The organism is Pedobacter sp. PACM 27299 (genome assembly GCF_001412655.1).
Taxonomy (GTDB): Bacteria; Bacteroidota; Bacteroidia; order Sphingobacteriales; family Sphingobacteriaceae; genus Pedobacter.
This window is the reverse complement of record NZ_CP012996.1, coordinates 3,669,188-3,684,827: the sequence shown is the minus strand read 5'-3', so window position 1 is coordinate 3,684,827 and position 15,640 is coordinate 3,669,188. Positions and strand designations below refer to the sequence as shown.

The following is a 15,640-nucleotide window of genomic DNA, read 5'->3' as shown; positions in this document are numbered from 1 at the left end:
GTTTGAGATAAGTTTTAAGGGCGGCAGATTGCCGTAGAAAGAATAAATTGAGTCAATTCCAACCACATTAGTTTTATTTACAATAATTTTGCGGCGAAATAATAAATTCATAACGCATTATGTTTAGTAAGGATCTGCTAAAATGGGATCACATAAAAGCCAGGTTGATCAGTTTAGTATATGGTGAATATTTTACGGATGCCTTACGAAATACCATCACTATAGTTTTACCTTTTGTACTGTTATTTTATTATCATCAGCCCAATATGGCCATTGGAATGGGAGTTGGAGCACTGCTGATCAGCTTAACTGATGCTCCTGGGAACCGCGCAAATAAGTTCAAAAGTGCTATTGCCAGTATCTTATCTTTCTTTTTTAGTGCTTTAATTATTGCTTCCTCCTTAGGGAATCCATGGCTGACCACGGCTAGTATTTTCCTGCTGACTTTTATCTTTTCCATGCTGGCGATGTTTGGCAGCAGGCTGGCCTTAACCGGAACTATGGCCATTATCCTTGGGATATTTACGCTTGGTTTACACCCGGTAAATCCATTGTTATTTAGCTGGTACATTCTCCTTGGAGGCTACTGGTATTACCTGATCAGTTTGATTCAGATTGTGATCTGGCCCTATCGGTCTTTACATCAGGCCATATTTGAATGCATTACTACGACCTCTGTATTTCTAAAATCCAAAGCCCGTTATTATGATCCCGAAGTAAACCTGGAGGATTGTTACAGTGAAACAATTGCTTTGCACATTAAGGTGAGCGAAAAGCAGGAACTGGTAAGAAATCTGCTATTGAGCGATAAAGCCGCGATGAAGCCTGCAAATGAACGTGGGCAGCAATTGCTGCGTACGGCGGTCAGCGTAATTGATTTATACGAGCAAGTAACCGCCATTCATTACGACTATACTTATGTCAGAAAAAAGCTGGATAAAACCGGAGCATTGAACCTGATTATTGAACTAATTGAAATTCTGGCAGAAGAGTTACAGGTACTTAGCCATGTTTTCCTAAGACCAAAAAAGGCGCATTCGGATTCGAGATTGCTGAAGTATGAGCAGTGTAAAGCGGAGCTGAGCAAGCTGGCAGTTTCAATAGATGAAGCCAATGCCCAGATCATATTGAAAGTATTAAAAAACCTGGAAGGGATTGTGCTGGATATTCAGGTGATTAAAAACAGCAGACCAATGTCTGCAATTCCTGCAAATCTGAATGCTGAGGATATCGCCTATGAAGAGTTTTTATCGCCTCAGCTATTTAGCCTGACATCGTTAAAGCAGTATTTTTCTTTGAATGCTCCTGTCTTCAGGTTTTCTTTAAGGCTGGCGCTGATGTGCGGTATTGCTTATGCATTCACATTAGCATTTCCATTAGGCAAATACAGCTATTGGTTATTGCTCACGATTGTGATCGTTGCAAAACCTAGATTTGGACTTACCTGGAAGAGGAATGTGGAGCGTTTATCAGGAACGTTTATTGGTGCGGTACTAGGGGTTATTTTATTATTAACCATCCATCAGACGGCAATATTGCTGATTTTATCGGCATTTATGTTGCTTGGTTTTTTTACCTTCAACCGAATCAAATATTCAGTAAGCGTGGTATTTGTAACTGCTATGGTCATCCTGTCGCTCAGCGTTTATGACAGCCATTCCGAGCACATCATTATGGAACGGATTTTATATACGATCCTGGGCTGTGTAATCGCATTCCTTGCGGCTTTTCTTTTCCCTGTCTGGGAGATTAAAAACTTAAAATCATTGATCTCAAATATCCTGGAAGCGAATAGCAATTACCTGAATAAAGTGAGGGAAGAGCTATTAGGGACATCCTCAAGTGTGACAGCCTCAAAACTCGCCAGAAAAAACAGTTATATCCAGCTGGCCAGATTTTCTGAAACACTGCAATATTTGCACCTGGAACCTAAAAGTAAACAGGTAGATCTGAAAGGGATCTTTGCCATTCAGATTCTGAGTTACCGAATCAATTCTATTGTGGCCTCCTTATCACTTTCTGCAAAACGCAATACGATGGGAGAATCGGGAATATTACTCGTTTCTGAGGCTTTAAGCAATATGGAATATTGCGTTGAACATAGTGGCAATTTGAACCTGCAAAATATTAAAGATGTGGTGCATAAGGAGAAAATTGAAGAATATAACGATGCGGAAGGAACGCTTCAACATCGGCTAAATCTCTTGCTGGTTTTGTCTTTGGAATTGAAAATGTATTTCGTTTAAAAGCGGGATCACTCCCTGTCTTTTTACCTGAAAAGGAAATTGTATGCGTGTTTTTTCCTGTTTTGTGCTTAATTAATTACCCTTGTTCTGTTAACTTAGCCGGACAAGGAATCAGTTTTTTTATGTCGCAAGAGCATGAAATATGAGTAGTAAAACCTATCTAATTTATGGGGTCAGTAAAGGCTTGGGTAAGGCACTAACACAGTTGCTTCCATCCGCGAATGACCAGATGTATGGTGTTTCCAGAACAGCGCCTTCCCACCTGAAAGAGCAGTTAAATCTAATCTGGATTCCGGCAGATTTGTCGAAGCCAATCGAAGCTGTCAATGAAATAACAGCAAAAATAGGGGAGCAAAAGATTGATTGCCTCATCTATAATGTAGGGATCTGGGAGCAAACTGCCTTTTCTGAGGAGTATAATTTTCAGGAAATCAAACCAGAAGAAATTCTAACAATGGTTAATAAGAATGTCAGTTCTTGTATCCTTGCGATCCAGTCTCTCATTGAGAACCTGAAATTGTCTGAAAAGGGGAAGGTGATCATTATTGGTTCTACCTGGGGACTTGACAACCACAATGGGAAGGAGAGTAGCTTTCTCAGCTACAAAGTTTGCTCTAAGAGCATTGTACATGCTTTAAGGGGAAACCTTAGGGAGCATCATATAGGGGTTAGTGTGCTGAATCTCGGTTTTCTGGAAGACATGTCGGTTAAGGATGATCTCCTTAAATCAGAAAAAGTTGAAAGCTATGGTATACCTGTCCAAGATGTAATTAATGCGGTGAAATTTATCCTGTCGACATCCAATGCTTCCTGTGTCAAAGAGATAAATATGCCTGCAATGCAGGATATGAATGTGTAAAGATATCTTGATACCAAGATCGGCAGGTTTTTTATTCCACTGTGGTAAGTTTCATCAAAAGGACCTTTTAAGGTTCAAAAATGAACTATATTTAGACCTTAATCAATTTCAAAAGTAGCCTAAATAAGAATTTCTGATACTAGTCGGTATGAAATTCTAGATTCGGTGCCAAGTTATGGGCCGATGTACATTCCTATTAGTGAGTATAATAATAGGTTTTATTCCGAGGGACTTGTTGTTCGCTTTTATACTTCAATCCACACTAATTGGATTGGTAATTTTGAACCTGGATGGTCTGGATTTAATGCAGTTTACGATTTTTGGCCAGAACTTTATGTTTTAGTAATTGCAGGAGGAATTTGTTATATAATGAATCCAGATGACCATGAACCAATTTCAATATTTGGTGTAGACTGCCAAAGGTGATCAAAGGCTTAGATGGAAAACTCATTCTTCAGAATCAAGACAATTTAAAGGTTCACAGCAACGCTATACTGGAAGGACCAATTCCATATTATCTTCAAGGATAGAAAACAGCCGTATAGGCAGTTCCTGCTAATTTTTATGGCTAAAAAGTTAGGTATTAACTAACCAATAGTTGTCTCCCTGTTGTTATTCAGATGCTCATTCAGACCTTCTGTAACCCAATTCTGCACCACCACTAACCGCTAAAGTCGTTCCCGTGATAAACCTCGCTTTATCAGATAGCAGAAACACACAGGCATCTGCAATTGCATCGCCATCCGGACAATAACCCAATGGATGGATGTCGTCCAGGTACTTTTCAATTGAACTCGCATTCGATTGCTCCTTGCTCCATTCCCTCAACATAGGTGTCCATACTCCGGCAGGCATCACTGCATTTACGCGGATTTTATCCTTCGCATAATCTAGTGCCATAGACTTGGTTAAGGCATTCATACCTCCTTTTGTAGCGGTGTAAGCTGCATGGTTTTCCTGTCCGATATCTCCAACCAGACTACTCGTATTGAGGATACAACCCTTACTTTTCTGCAATGCTTTAAATCCATATCTTGTGGTCAGTAAAACGCTTTTCAGGTTTACATTCATCAGCTGATCCCATTCTTCATCACTGGTTTCATGCAAAGGCTTAGAAGGGGAGGCAATACCTGCATTGTTGTGTATCGCGTCTATTCTGCCGTATTTATCCAGCGTTTTCTGTATGGCATCCGCTACTTGCCCCGCATCAGATACGTCGCAGCTGATCCCCAAATGTTTTGAGCCTAGCAGTTCAATCGCTGTGGTTATCGGGCCTGCAGGGTAAGCGGCAATCACTACAATTGCACCTTCTTTTGCATAACTTTTAGCGCATTCCAGACCAATTCCCATAGAGCCTCCTGTGAGGAAAATAACTTTTCCGGATAATAATTCCATATCTTTTTGCGCTTAATTTGTGTGGAATACTTCTTCCATATTGGTCCATATTTCTTTTTTTGCCGCTGCTTCCGGGAGGGGCTGCTGACAAGGGTCGGTTTCCTTCCACCAACGTTGGGTATCCGGATCTGCTGCCATCTTTTTCATATCTCCATCAAAATCATCTCCTGAATATTCGAAGTAACTGAACAAGTAGTAGTCGTTGTTTATTTTCTGGAGGTAAATGGAGTAATTCTCAATGTGACAATCTTTGATTTTGTTTAAAACTGAGGGCCATGCCTTTGCATGTAAGCCTTTATAAGTGGCTAATTTGTCCGCCTTTAAACCAGTGATAGAGGCAAAGCGCTTTACTGGTTTAGTTTCCCTTTGGCAGGCTGATAAAGTCAGGAATATTCCTGCCAATAATATGGTGATGATCTTTAATTTCATTTATCTATCTGAATATATAATATAACACTGCTGTAGTTCCGAGGAGCAGGGCGGAGAGCACTTTGTAATTTCCAATACCCTTCCAGGCTGGCCCTTGTAATGGCTCCCAGGGGGTTTTCCAATATAGTTTTGAACTTTCTTCGGTATGCTGAACAGGATATACGTAGGAGAAAACTACTTGAATAACCACACAGGTGCAGAAAAGATAGAAGGCCATCATCATGAAAGGGATGTGCCCGATCCATGAATCCGGGAGTAATTTGTTGATCATAAAAACCAGCAGCCCCAAGCCAGATCCAATCCAGAGTGTCAGCTTTGCCGAAGCAGCAGAAGCACCTTTCCAGAAAACACCAAGTAAAAAGACACAGGTGATTGGAGGAGCGATATGTGCAATGATATCGTTTATCCCGCTAAATATGCTTTCATATCGGTTGAGTAAAGGCAGTAAGCCAAGAGAAAAGACCAATGCAACACCCGCAGCAATTTTCCCTACGCGGATCAATTGCTTATCGCTGGCTGCCGGGCGGTAACGTTGATACATATCATAGCTCACCATAGTGGATATAGAGTTTAATGCACCCGAAACCTGGCTCATCAGTCCTGATAATAAAGCAGCTACAAGTACGCCTACCAATCCAGACGGCAGCAATTGGGTAATCATCAAGGTATAAATCCCTTTGGAGTTCACATTTCCTTGTCCATCTACTCCAAGACTGCTGATGTCGAGATGTCCAGATTTGGAAAGCGTATAGGCAAAAAGGCCAGGTAGAACAAAGATAAACACGGGTAACAGTTTAATAAATCCACAAAACAAAGGGCCTACACGGGCGTGATTTTCATCTTTAGCACCTAGTACGCGTTGTACAATAGTTTGATCTGCACACCAATACCAGATGCCCAAAATTGGATAACCCAATAATACAGTATACCATGGCATTCCACTGCTATCGCCCTGCGGACGCAACATGGAAAGTTTGTCCATCTGGTTATTAGCTTTTAAAACATCTGTCATTGGTTCCCAGCCACCCATCTTTTGATAAGCAGCATAGCTGATGATGAAAGCGCCTCCGAGTAAGACTACTGTCTGAATAGATTCGGTGACGACCACTGCTTTTAATCCGCCAATGATGGTGTATATAGCCGTGATCACACAGATCACGATGATGCTGACGTACATATTGAGCCCAAACAGTGTTTTCAGTACGATCCCTCCGGCAAGCATTGAAAATGCAATATGAATGATGATCGCAGAAACTACCGAAATTATTGCCAGCCAATCCCGACTGGATCTGTCATACCTTTTTTCCAGAAAATCGGGGAGGGTGGCTACTCCGGATTTAATGTAAAAGGGGACAAAGAATAAAGACAGCAGGATTAAAGTAAATGCGGCCATCCATTCGAAATTTCCATTGAGCAGACCACTGTCGAATCCACTTTGTGCCAGACTCACCAGGTGTACTGTGGAGATATTAGTGGCAAACAGGGCAAGTCCGATTGCTGGCCATTTTAAAGTTTTACCGGCCAGGAAATATTCTCCGGCTTCATTGGCTTTACTTTTACGTCGGTGACTGATTCCAGCCCATAATCCTACTGCCAGAATACCGAGGATATATAAAATACTGATGCCTAAGTCCAGGGAATTTAACATCATCTTATGGTTTTAATGATTTTAAATCGCAGCTGCTTCCTGGCTCCATAGGGGTCTGATATACGCCGTTTTCAATTCTGACAGGATGGACGAAATGCTGCTGCAAATGGGGGATGTGTTCCAGAAACAAGGCTTCGTGTCCCATAGAAATATGGTTAAACAAAACCAGGTGCTGGTGCAGCTGGCCCATATCACCTACATGGGGCACTACGGGGATATTGAATTTACGACAGAGTAAGCTAACTGTAATGAACTCACTCACGCCACCTACACGAACGGCATCTACCTGCATGAAACCTGCAGATCCGGTTTGCAGGTAATTTTTAAAGACAATGCGGTTAGGCACATGCTCTCCCAAAGCGAGTTTTGTTGGTGCGATGGCTTTTGCTAAAGTAGCATGAGCTAGGACATCATCAGGATGTGTAGGCTCCTCAATCCAGTAAGGATTCATACTTTGCAATTCCTTATAAATCTTTATAGCTTGCGGCAAAGTCCATTGCTGGTTGGCATCGAGCATTACTTTGATGTCTGCACCGGCTACTTCCCGCACAATATGTGCTCTTCGGATATCTCTTTCCTGGTCAGCACTGCCTACTTTCAGCTTCATGGCCGTAAAACCTTCCGCTACTGCTTTTTTACAGTTTTCACGGACCTTTTCATCCGGGTAATTAAACCAGCCGATAGAAGTATCGTATCCAGGATATCCGGATTCAAGAATTGGCAGGCGTGCAGACTTGCTGCTGATGTTATGCTGCAGCAAAGCCAGGGCTTGTTCGCGGGTCAGTTCATCTTCGAGGTAGGAGAGATCCAAAGTATTCAGTATCTCCTGGGCACTTAAGTCAGTGAGCAGTTTCCATAAAGGTACACCTCGTTTTTTTGCCCATAAATCATAGCAGGCATTGGTTACCGAGGCGAGTGCCAGGTGAACTACGCCTTTATGCGGACCTAACCAGCGGAATTGCTGTTCGTTAGAAAACTGCTGAAAAACATTACCGAAATCAGCCATCAATTCTTCAATATCTTTTCCTTTTAGCTGTTCTGCGTAAAAGGATGCCGCTTTGCAAACCAGGTCATTTCCTTCGCCAAGGGTAAAAGCAAAACCAGTACCAACCAGGCCAGTGTCGTCTATTAAATTGGTGACGGCATAAGAATAGATCGGGTCACGGTGTATGGCATCGCTGCCAGCACCTTTACCCAATGGGAAACGGGCATCGTTAATTTGTATTTTAGTAATCATGGGTTAGTTTAGGAGATGATAGGTAAGTATTCTGCATTGGTGTTTAGTTCCAGAACAATCACTGAATCCTCTGCATTTGGCAATTGCTGAGGCAGTTGAAGGGTGATGCTGCCGGCAGCATCTTGGTGATGACTGATTTCAGCACCCTTTAATAGATAAGCTTTGTTTATTTTAGCGCCTTTTAGTGCTGGTAAGATTAAATCATTGGATTTTCTTTCGAAAACATGAATGTAAAGTTTGTTGCCTTTGCGTGTGGCCGCAAATACTTCATTAGGTTTAAAAGGACCACCTTTAGTACCATAGATGCTTTCTCCGTAGATTTTGAGCCAATCGCCCATCTCTTTTAATCTATCGATCTGACGTTGCTCAATACGTCCATCCAGCATTGGGCCTACATTGAATAAAAGATTACCATTTCCACCGGAAGTTTTTGCTAAGGTCTGGATACAGGTTTTTAATGTTTTCATTGGATCGTTAGGTTTCCATGCCCATTGATTGCAGATGGTCATACAGGTTTCCCATGGATTATTCATGTTCAGTTCACCGATCTTTTGCTCTGGGGTGGCATAGTCTCCGAGCGTTTCAGGGGTTAAATAAGCATGGTCACTGCCTTTTGAAGAACCAATTCTATTGTTGATGATCACCTTGGGATCTAGTTTTTTCAGAAAAGTATAGACCTCTGCACCATATTCGTTTTTCCATGGGCTTTCCCAGTTGCCATCAAACCAGAGCATATATGGATGGTATTGGCTTACAATTTCCTGTAATTGGTTTTTCATGGTCGCTACAAATTTGGTCATGTCTCCTTTTGAATCTGGCTTTCCATCATTTACGCGGATAGGGTAATTGGGGTCATGCCAATCCAAAACGGTGAAATAAACGCAGAACTTTAGGTCGTACTTTTTACAGGCCTTAGCGAGTTCGCCAACAATGTCTTTTTTATAGGGAGAATTCATGATATTATAGTCCGAAAACTTTGTCGGCCATAAGCAAAAGCCATCATGGTGTTTGGCAGTGATGGTTAGGTATTTCATCCCTGCATCTTTCGCCGTTTTTACCCAGGCCTCTGCATCAAATAAAACCGGATTGAATTCTTTATATAGGTTGTCGTATTCCTGTGCAGGGACATCAGTACTTCTGCTCCATCCGATTTCCGTACCGCGCAGGGCAATAGGTCCCCAGTGGATAAAAAGCCCAAAACGCTGGTCCATAAAATCGTTTAAGACAGCTTTGGGTGTTTTTATTGCTGGATTGATTGTCGCAGTCTGGCCCTGGCTTTGAGAAAACAAGCAGAGAATTACCAAAAAGGTGAATAGCTGTTTCATGGTGGTCTGGTTTATATTGGTTTAGGAAATACTAAATTATTGCCTTTAAATTCACAGAACAATGAACTATCCTTCTTTTTTAATGGATTATTAGATGATTTATGATGCTCAAAATACAGGGTTAGACTGTTTGTGTTTTTGGAAAATGGTTATGGTAATTGCGCGAAGGTAGGTCTGCTGCACAGGATGGTATTAGGAGCAGGTCGGTATCGTGATCAGATTGGTGTTAAATAAGAAAAGCGCATTTTACAATGCGCTTTTCTCATAGAGTTATTGATCGTTCCATTGAAAATTCTGCTATTGAAAGCAGGTAGGAGCAGACATTTGCCTAAATTATTATCTTTGTTTCACTGGTCTGGCTACTGTGAATGTGCTGTCAAAACCGCCTTTTGTCCAATCCAGCTGGCGGTAACCCTCGAGTCCATTTGCCATGATAAAATCCCCGGTTTCTGTATTCAGGATCACTACTCCATTATTACTTATTTCGGTTGTGAATTTTCCTGGCTTTTCGGCCTCTGTGCTTTTAAAACTAAAACCCAGGATGACGATGGCGGCAGCCATAAACCCTATGAGCAGGGATCTGATGTCTAATGTGATTTTCATAATTTAATGGTTTGTGTGTAAGTTGAATTTACACTTTAATTAATAGGTTGATTTTCTATCGCTTGTAATTTGTTCATTACATTCTGATCAAAGAAAACAGATGGTAAAATCTGTATCCTATAATAATCCTTTTTCTGTGTCTGTATCTAGCTATGTTTGGTGTTTATTTTTGTGATCTAATACCTACGTTATGAATATACAAGATCCAAAAACTACGCGCATTGAATTCCGAAAAGTATACCTGTCTGACCTGAAAGCAGTCATCAGCATTTATCAAAAGAAAACTAAGGCGTCAATAGCAATGGAATTGACTTCAGACTTTGGTCTTCCTTTAAGTGTTGCTGTAGACAATAACGAGGTCATCGGCGTTGCCTTTGCTTCGATTAATGAACTGGGAAAAGTAGTATTGAATGCTCAGGTGGTCTCCACTTTTGAAACTGTCCACATTGGAAATACCCTGGAGGCAGCAGCAGAAAATATTCTCTATGCCACATTTGAAAACATCAATAAAGACCATACGCCATTAAAGAATTCCATTCAGCAATTAGTTGGTTGGTTAAACAAGTGTGCGAATTAAAATCTACAGGATACAGCTTTGTTTTTTGTAAATTTACAGGATACAAGAATTGCCTGTGGAGTACAGGAATAGGAAAGATGAGGTATGGTGCAGGTGTAGACTGCTTAATAGGATACAGTCTGTAATTCTGTAAAACACATACACCATAAAAGAAAAGATACCGCATAGCAAATGGCCCAAATGAAAAAGGAATCATTATACCTTAAAATCGCAAAAGTGATGGAGGAGCAGATTGCAACTGAGACCCTAAAACTAGGGGACAAGCTGCCATCGATCCGTATGGTTCAAAAACTCTATAATGTCAGCATAAATACGGCTAAACAAGCCTATTTAGAACTGGAAAGTAAGTCGCTGATTGAGCCAAGGTCTAAATCCGGTTATTTTGTGAGTAAAGCTTCCATGAGAAAGTTTTCATTGCCTTCTGTAGGTAAAATGAAAAGTTCCAACCAGGAAAAGGAGCCAGTAGATTTAATCAGCAAGGTTTTTAACACGCTGAATGATAAAGAAATTACTCAGTTTTCATTAGGTGTGCCGGCGAATAGTATGCTGCCTATTGCAAAATTAAACAAAGGCGTGATCAGTGCCATTCGTAGAATGGAAGATGGAGGAACGGCTTATGAGCCTGTAGAGGGGAGTACCAATTTGAGAAGAACCCTTGCCAAATGGTCATTTGTATTGGAAGGCAAGCTAACTGAGCATGATATCGTTACCACATCTGGTGCGATGAATGCTATTTTTAACTGCCTGATGGCGGTGACCAAGCCCGGTGATACCGTGGCAGTTGAAAGCCCTGTTTATTTTGGGATCCATCAAATTATAAAATCGCTGGGTTTAAAAGCGATTGAGATTCCTACACATCCGGTTACTGGGATAGACTTAGAAGCGGTTAAGAAAGTACTTCCACGGTTAAATGCCTGCTGTTTCATCAGCAATTTCAGCAATCCATTAGGTTGTTTGATGCCCGACGAACATAAAAAGGAACTGGTCAGCATGCTGACGGAATATGATATTCCACTGATCGAAGACGATCTCTATGGGAATTTATTCTTCGGCACAGAACGACCAAAACCCTGTAAATACTATGATGAGGCAGGTATTGTGATGTGGTGCGGTTCTGTATCTAAAACATTAGCTCCGGGATATCGGGTAGGCTGGGTGGCTCCCGGGAAATATAAAGAAAAGATCATCAGACAAAAGTTAGTTCAAACGATTTCTACGCCTTCGATGTATCAGGAAGTGATTGCTGATTTCATGGAACATGGTGGTTACGACCACCATTTACGAACTTTGAGAAGTAAACTTTACACCAATTGTTTGAAATACCAAGGGGCAATTGAAGCGTATTTTCCTTCCAATACCAAAATATCACAGCCTCAGGGTGGTTTTATGCTTTGGTTGGAATTAGATAAGAAAATAGATACAGCTGAATTATTTGACCAGGCGATCAAGCAAAAGATCAGTTTTGCACCTGGCAGGATGTTCACGCAATACAATCAATACAACAATTGTATGCGATTGAATTTTGCTTTAGACTGGAATGAAAAACTCGAGTCCGACATCAAGCGCTTAGGTCGATTGGTTAAAGCAAGTATGTAAAAGATTTAGATAAAAGCTTCGGAAAACAAGTCAAAGCCAGTCAGCTTATTTTCTGAAGTTTTTAGATAGCAGTAAACAAGCCAGCGTACCTACTGCATAAGCAAGCAGATCAGTCCATAGAAAGCCATGCCCCAACACCAATGCACCAAAAGTGTTGTTCCTAATCTGGTTGATCCAGGGCGCATTGTAAAGCTGACTAAATTCAATCAGAAAACATATTGATAAACTGATGATGCCGATTTTACGGTAATCTGTATTAATGAGCAGAAATTTAATCATCAGAAACATCATCACCGCATACAATGCATCACCTGTAATCGCTGGTATTAGTATCGTTTTTCTGGAGAGCAGCCCTGTAATGATGACGATAATGATCAATAGCCCGCAAATAAGTCGCTTTTTAAGATTGCTGTTTTGTCGTTTCATGTTGAGGGTTAGGAGCCATTTCTGAGTACTTGATTTTTAAATATACCGGCTTGTTTTCATAAATATCCTTTGTTTTTCAGCAATTAACATAGAAAACAAAAGATATTCATGAGCGATATTTTCTAATGATCGAAGCTGATGTCCAGATTGTATTGATACAGTAGTCCAGCCAGGTTCATCGACGAGAATTTCGCCTGTTTTACCTTATTTACTGCCGGATCAAGACTGAAATTTCTTGCTGTACGGAAGTCTGCTTTTTCAAGAATGGACCTGACAAATGTTGCTCCTGAAAGGTCACAATTGTGGAATGTACTGGAAGTTAAATCTGCCTCTTCAAAATCAGTTTCTTTAAGTGAGCAGTCGGTGAATTTTGTTTTACGCAGTTTGGTGCCGTAAAAAGTGGAATAATCCAAATGACACTGCTGAAATTCGAAGGAAAAAAGGAATTTATTACATTTAGAAAAATCTATTCCCAGTACTTTGCAGCCAGTAAAAGTAACATCCTTAAATCCAGTACCAGTGACCACTGTTAATGAAAAATTACACTGTTTAAACTGACAATCCATAAAGTCATTGCGACTTAAATCACTTTTAGAGAAATCACAATTTACAAACTCACATCGCATAAATTCTCTATTCTCTAATCGTTTTTCTGAATAATTGATCGCAGTAAAAGTTTTGTCCTCGTGGACGATATTTGATTCGTTCATGATGTTTTGGTAATGGGGTAGTAGGTATAGGCTTTCGCCATAAATGAATAGGTTGAAAAAGGATTGGTATTTAAAAGGGTACAGCTAAGCTTCAGTCCTTATAAGCTGGCCAGTTTATTGATGATTTGATGCTTTTTCTCCTCGCTGATGTTGTAAAAGCCAAGGTTATCTGCGTACCAAAGCCCATCAGTAACTAACATAATGATCAAGTTATTGAGTGCTAAGTCTTCGGCATTGCCGCCAGAAATGTGCTCTTCAAAAGAATCCTGCCACATCTTTTTGTATTTATCGTTGAACAAGGCGGCCTTTAAGATCACTTTCATCGTTCTCCGATAATGAAGATTGTTGCTCTTTTTTACCACAAAACGAAGAAATGCCATCGCAGGAAGCTCATCAGCTGAGCTTTTTTTCGCTTCCGAGAGCCAGTCTGTTAATTCAGCAAGGCTCAGTCTTACCAGCTCTTCCAACAGGTCCTCCTTATTGCGGAAATGATGTATAATGCCACCTTTACTCAATCCTGTTTTATCAGCAATGGCTTGGAATGTCACTTGGTTCCAGTCTGCAGCAGCACCAATTTCGGCAGCAGTCTCTAGGATCAGCTGTCGATTCAACTCAGGCTCTTTCTTTCGTTTATAAGGATTTTCCATTCAACAAAGATACCGAACAGTTGGTTTGTTTACAAATTATTTAATACATTTGATGCCCCTATAGGGCAGTATATTATAAAGTCAGAAACATGTCTAGCTACATTATCATCTTATCCAGTACCATTGAGAGCTCCGTTGATTTGCAAAATATTGAGCAAGTAATTGCCAGTTTCCCGGAAATATCAGCCTGGTCTGTTGACCTCGAGGATTGTGATAAAATTCTGCGCTTGTCTTGTCGTCGAAATATCAGTACTGAGCTTGCTGCAGGACTAGCAGCAATGGCAGTAAACGCTATAATATTGGAGGTTTTTGACGAAAAGGGAAGGTCTGTTGCGGCAGTACTTGAATAGCAATGGCAAGCCCTAAGTCTAAGCATGTTTCTCCATCAATTCTTTGGCTACGTTTTTAATAAACAAGTAATTGATTGTACCCCCGATTACGCCGCCTACTACTGGTATCAAACGGCGACTGACTTTAGTGCCTAAGCTCATGAAAATCTTTTCTGCCACTTCTTCCATAATGTTTTTACTCAATACCAATTTCGTGTCGGCCTTCACAGAAGAAGCTACAATCTTGAAAAAGTCTTCAAAACTGATCTTAGATTTTCCGGTACGGTGGTATGATATAGCTAGTGTGACGCGAAATTGCTGCGTAATTATATTGATCATATCTACAGGAGTTCCAATCAACATGGTGCTAATACCGCCTACTCCGGTAATTAAGCCAGAGCCCGCCGCCATATAGGCGCATTGATTGATAAACTTATCGATGCCTAGGGTATCTACACCTTTTTTGATGTTTAACTGGTCTATCCGGCTAAAAATCTGCTTAAAGCCCCCTGTAGCCAGGTTGCTTAAACCTTGTCCTACATCTTTCTTTACCTTTTTAAAGTTAATCCGCTTAATAGATGGTAAGTTCATAGTTATTAATTTGATGTATAACACTGTACTACTTTCATGCCAGAGCTGAAATATGGGGGGCTTTGGTTAAATTCAGCCCTGAATCCTTAGCCCCTGACCTTGAAATCAACGAAAAGTCCTAAACATCAATGGAGAAAACCAGGGCTGTCAATGCTGCCTTAGTTTTCTCCATTAATGTGTTTTATACTTTAATAGGTATAATTTGATTTTACCAGGTATATAATTGATCTGAATCTTCTAAACCTTTCACTAAAGTTTGTGATGGATTTGAAGTGTAAACAGGTTGTGTACTAGGGTTAGAAGGGTATTTTTTTCCATCAAACTTGATTAGGTGGTTTTTATTATCACTGTGCAGGATTAAATCATTCCAGCCTTTGGTCTTGGTATCAGCAATTAAAATTGGACTGCCGGTCACCGTGAATCTGGTAATCAGATCTCCTTTTGCACTTAATAATAATACGGTACATCCGCCTGAACCACAGAAATTAGCTCCTGTTAGGCCAACAAATATTTCCTTTTCAGGCTCTTTATTGAGATTATGCTCAAAGAGCTTGAACTTTCTGCTTTGCTCATCAATCAGTTTTTTGGAAAGCTCATCCTTAAACATGGTTGCTAATTTGGCTTTCACGAGATTTACAGTCTTTTCGTTTCCGGTACTGTCCGAATATGGAATCGCATTCGTTGGAGTAGGAGCCGGAATCATGGTTGAAGCTGAGGTGTCACCAGGAACTGTTAAGGTATCGTCATTCTTGTTCGCAGCACGATGATCACTGGTACAGCTAAAAAATAACACAGTGCCAAGCAGGCCGACTATTCGATAAATGATTTTCATAAGATAGGTTTTTATAGGCTGAATCACCATTTTTGGTAAAGCAGATAAGCCGGTAATTATGAAGATCAACAGCAAAATAAATGCCGCTTTTTTCGTATTATTGAAGGGCTATATTTGTTTAAACTATGATCTCAAAAAAAATAAGCTGCTTTCTTTTGTGTCTGAATACTGTTTTTTGTAGCGTCAGTGT

Annotated in this window: 16 protein-coding genes; 5 read left to right on the top strand and 11 right to left on the bottom strand. The window is 40.6% G+C overall.

Annotated elements, in window-relative coordinates:
• Window positions 1-119: 119 nt before the first annotated feature.
• Both AQ505_RS15455 and AQ505_RS15450 read left to right on the top strand, forming a co-directional pair.
• Complete coding sequence (locus AQ505_RS15455; RefSeq protein WP_062549005.1) at window positions 120-2,246, top strand: FUSC family protein; 2,127 nt, start codon at window positions 120-122, stop codon at window positions 2,244-2,246.
• A gap of 142 nt (window positions 2,247-2,388) precedes the next feature.
• The gene (locus AQ505_RS15450; protein ID WP_062549004.1) at window positions 2,389-3,105 is read left to right on the top strand and encodes an SDR family NAD(P)-dependent oxidoreductase; all 717 of its coding nucleotides are present in this window, start codon (window positions 2,389-2,391) and stop codon (window positions 3,103-3,105) included.
• 624 nt (window positions 3,106-3,729) lie between these two features.
• Here the strand turns inward: AQ505_RS15450 and AQ505_RS15445 are convergent.
• The 6 genes from AQ505_RS15445 to AQ505_RS15420 all read right to left on the bottom strand — a co-directional run bounded on the left by AQ505_RS15445 (window position 3,730) and on the right by AQ505_RS15420 (window position 9,742).
• Window positions 3,730-4,500: an SDR family NAD(P)-dependent oxidoreductase gene (locus AQ505_RS15445; protein ID WP_062549003.1), complete on the bottom strand. Its 771-nt coding sequence runs from the start codon at window positions 4,498-4,500 to the stop codon at window positions 3,730-3,732.
• Window positions 4,501-4,512: 12 nt separating this feature from the next.
• Window positions 4,513-4,929, bottom strand: a complete 417-nt coding sequence (locus AQ505_RS15440) for an L-rhamnose mutarotase (protein ID WP_082461563.1) — start codon at window positions 4,927-4,929, stop codon at window positions 4,513-4,515.
• A gap of 4 nt (window positions 4,930-4,933) precedes the next feature.
• Window positions 4,934-6,580 carry a sodium:solute symporter gene (locus AQ505_RS15435; RefSeq protein ID WP_231634892.1) on the bottom strand — a complete coding sequence of 549 codons (1,647 nt, stop codon included), beginning with the start codon at window positions 6,578-6,580 and terminating at the stop codon, window positions 4,934-4,936.
• A 1-nt stretch (window position 6,581) separates the two neighbouring features.
• Window positions 6,582-7,814 (bottom strand): enolase C-terminal domain-like protein, encoded by a 1,233-nt coding sequence (locus tag AQ505_RS15430; protein ID WP_062549002.1) that lies wholly within the window; start codon window positions 7,812-7,814, stop codon window positions 6,582-6,584.
• Window positions 7,815-7,822: 8 nt separating this feature from the next.
• Complete coding sequence (locus AQ505_RS15425; RefSeq protein ID WP_062549001.1) at window positions 7,823-9,139, bottom strand: alpha-L-fucosidase; 1,317 nt, start codon at window positions 9,137-9,139, stop codon at window positions 7,823-7,825.
• 336 nt (window positions 9,140-9,475) lie between these two features.
• Window positions 9,476-9,742, bottom strand: a complete 267-nt coding sequence (locus tag AQ505_RS15420; protein WP_062549000.1) for a hypothetical protein — start codon at window positions 9,740-9,742, stop codon at window positions 9,476-9,478.
• Window positions 9,743-9,932: 190 nt separating this feature from the next.
• On the opposite strand from AQ505_RS15420, the gene AQ505_RS15415 reads away from it, so the two are divergent.
• Together AQ505_RS15415 and AQ505_RS15410 are read left to right on the top strand one after the other, a co-directional pair.
• Entirely contained in the window at window positions 9,933-10,319 is a 387-nt protein-coding gene (locus AQ505_RS15415; RefSeq protein WP_062548999.1) for a hypothetical protein, read from the top strand.
• 180 nt (window positions 10,320-10,499) lie between these two features.
• A complete protein-coding gene (locus AQ505_RS15410) occupies window positions 10,500-11,915 on the top strand; it encodes an aminotransferase-like domain-containing protein (RefSeq protein WP_062551050.1) in 1,416 nt (471 codons plus the stop codon).
• A 45-nt stretch (window positions 11,916-11,960) separates the two neighbouring features.
• On the opposite strand, the gene AQ505_RS15405 is transcribed toward AQ505_RS15410, so the two are convergent.
• The 3 genes from AQ505_RS15405 to AQ505_RS15395 all read right to left on the bottom strand — a co-directional run bounded on the left by AQ505_RS15405 (window position 11,961) and on the right by AQ505_RS15395 (window position 13,698).
• Entirely contained in the window at window positions 11,961-12,341 is a 381-nt protein-coding gene (locus AQ505_RS15405; protein WP_062548998.1) for a ribosomal maturation YjgA family protein, read from the bottom strand.
• A gap of 122 nt (window positions 12,342-12,463) precedes the next feature.
• A complete protein-coding gene (locus AQ505_RS15400) occupies window positions 12,464-13,051 on the bottom strand; it encodes a pentapeptide repeat-containing protein (protein WP_062548997.1) in 588 nt (195 codons plus the stop codon).
• A 98-nt stretch (window positions 13,052-13,149) separates the two neighbouring features.
• On the bottom strand, window positions 13,150-13,698 hold the full coding sequence (locus AQ505_RS15395) for a TetR/AcrR family transcriptional regulator (protein WP_062548996.1): 549 nt from the start codon (window positions 13,696-13,698) through the stop codon (window positions 13,150-13,152).
• Window positions 13,699-13,787: 89 nt separating this feature from the next.
• On the opposite strand from AQ505_RS15395, the gene AQ505_RS15390 reads away from it, so the two are divergent.
• Entirely contained in the window at window positions 13,788-14,048 is a 261-nt protein-coding gene (locus AQ505_RS15390) for a hypothetical protein (protein ID WP_062548995.1), read from the top strand.
• Between the two features lie 18 nt (window positions 14,049-14,066).
• On the opposite strand, the gene AQ505_RS15385 is transcribed toward AQ505_RS15390, so the two are convergent.
• Window positions 14,067-14,618 (bottom strand): hypothetical protein, encoded by a 552-nt coding sequence (locus AQ505_RS15385; RefSeq protein ID WP_062548994.1) that lies wholly within the window; start codon window positions 14,616-14,618, stop codon window positions 14,067-14,069.
• 208 nt (window positions 14,619-14,826) lie between these two features.
• Window positions 14,827-15,450, bottom strand: coding sequence for a hypothetical protein (locus AQ505_RS15380; protein WP_157262403.1), 624 nt, complete (start codon window positions 15,448-15,450; stop codon window positions 14,827-14,829).
• Between the last annotated feature and the right edge of the window lie 190 nt (window positions 15,451-15,640).

Excerpts from the sequence above, each read along its gene's own strand:
- AQ505_RS15455 (WP_062549005.1), top strand. The coding sequence starts at position 120 with ATGTTTAGTAAGGATCTGCTAAAATGGGATCACATAAAAGCCAGGTTG.
- AQ505_RS15450 (WP_062549004.1), top strand. The coding sequence starts at position 2,389 with ATGAGTAGTAAAACCTATCTAATTTATGGGGTCAGTAAAGGCTTGGGT.
- AQ505_RS15445 (WP_062549003.1), bottom strand. The coding sequence starts at position 4,500 with ATGGAATTATTATCCGGAAAAGTTATTTTCCTCACAGGAGGCTCTATG.
- AQ505_RS15440 (WP_082461563.1), bottom strand. The coding sequence starts at position 4,929 with ATGAAATTAAAGATCATCACCATATTATTGGCAGGAATATTCCTGACT.
- AQ505_RS15435 (WP_231634892.1), bottom strand. The coding sequence starts at position 6,580 with ATGATGTTAAATTCCCTGGACTTAGGCATCAGTATTTTATATATCCTC.
- AQ505_RS15430 (WP_062549002.1), bottom strand. The coding sequence starts at position 7,814 with ATGATTACTAAAATACAAATTAACGATGCCCGTTTCCCATTGGGTAAA.
- AQ505_RS15425 (WP_062549001.1), bottom strand. The coding sequence starts at position 9,139 with ATGAAACAGCTATTCACCTTTTTGGTAATTCTCTGCTTGTTTTCTCAA.
- AQ505_RS15420 (WP_062549000.1), bottom strand. The coding sequence starts at position 9,742 with ATGAAAATCACATTAGACATCAGATCCCTGCTCATAGGGTTTATGGCT.
- AQ505_RS15415 (WP_062548999.1), top strand. The coding sequence starts at position 9,933 with ATGAATATACAAGATCCAAAAACTACGCGCATTGAATTCCGAAAAGTA.
- AQ505_RS15410 (WP_062551050.1), top strand. The coding sequence starts at position 10,500 with ATGAAAAAGGAATCATTATACCTTAAAATCGCAAAAGTGATGGAGGAG.
- AQ505_RS15405 (WP_062548998.1), bottom strand. The coding sequence starts at position 12,341 with ATGAAACGACAAAACAGCAATCTTAAAAAGCGACTTATTTGCGGGCTA.
- AQ505_RS15400 (WP_062548997.1), bottom strand. The coding sequence starts at position 13,051 with ATGAACGAATCAAATATCGTCCACGAGGACAAAACTTTTACTGCGATC.
- AQ505_RS15395 (WP_062548996.1), bottom strand. The coding sequence starts at position 13,698 with ATGGAAAATCCTTATAAACGAAAGAAAGAGCCTGAGTTGAATCGACAG.
- AQ505_RS15390 (WP_062548995.1), top strand. The coding sequence starts at position 13,788 with ATGTCTAGCTACATTATCATCTTATCCAGTACCATTGAGAGCTCCGTT.
- AQ505_RS15385 (WP_062548994.1), bottom strand. The coding sequence starts at position 14,618 with ATGAACTTACCATCTATTAAGCGGATTAACTTTAAAAAGGTAAAGAAA.
- AQ505_RS15380 (WP_157262403.1), bottom strand. The coding sequence starts at position 15,450 with ATGAAAATCATTTATCGAATAGTCGGCCTGCTTGGCACTGTGTTATTT.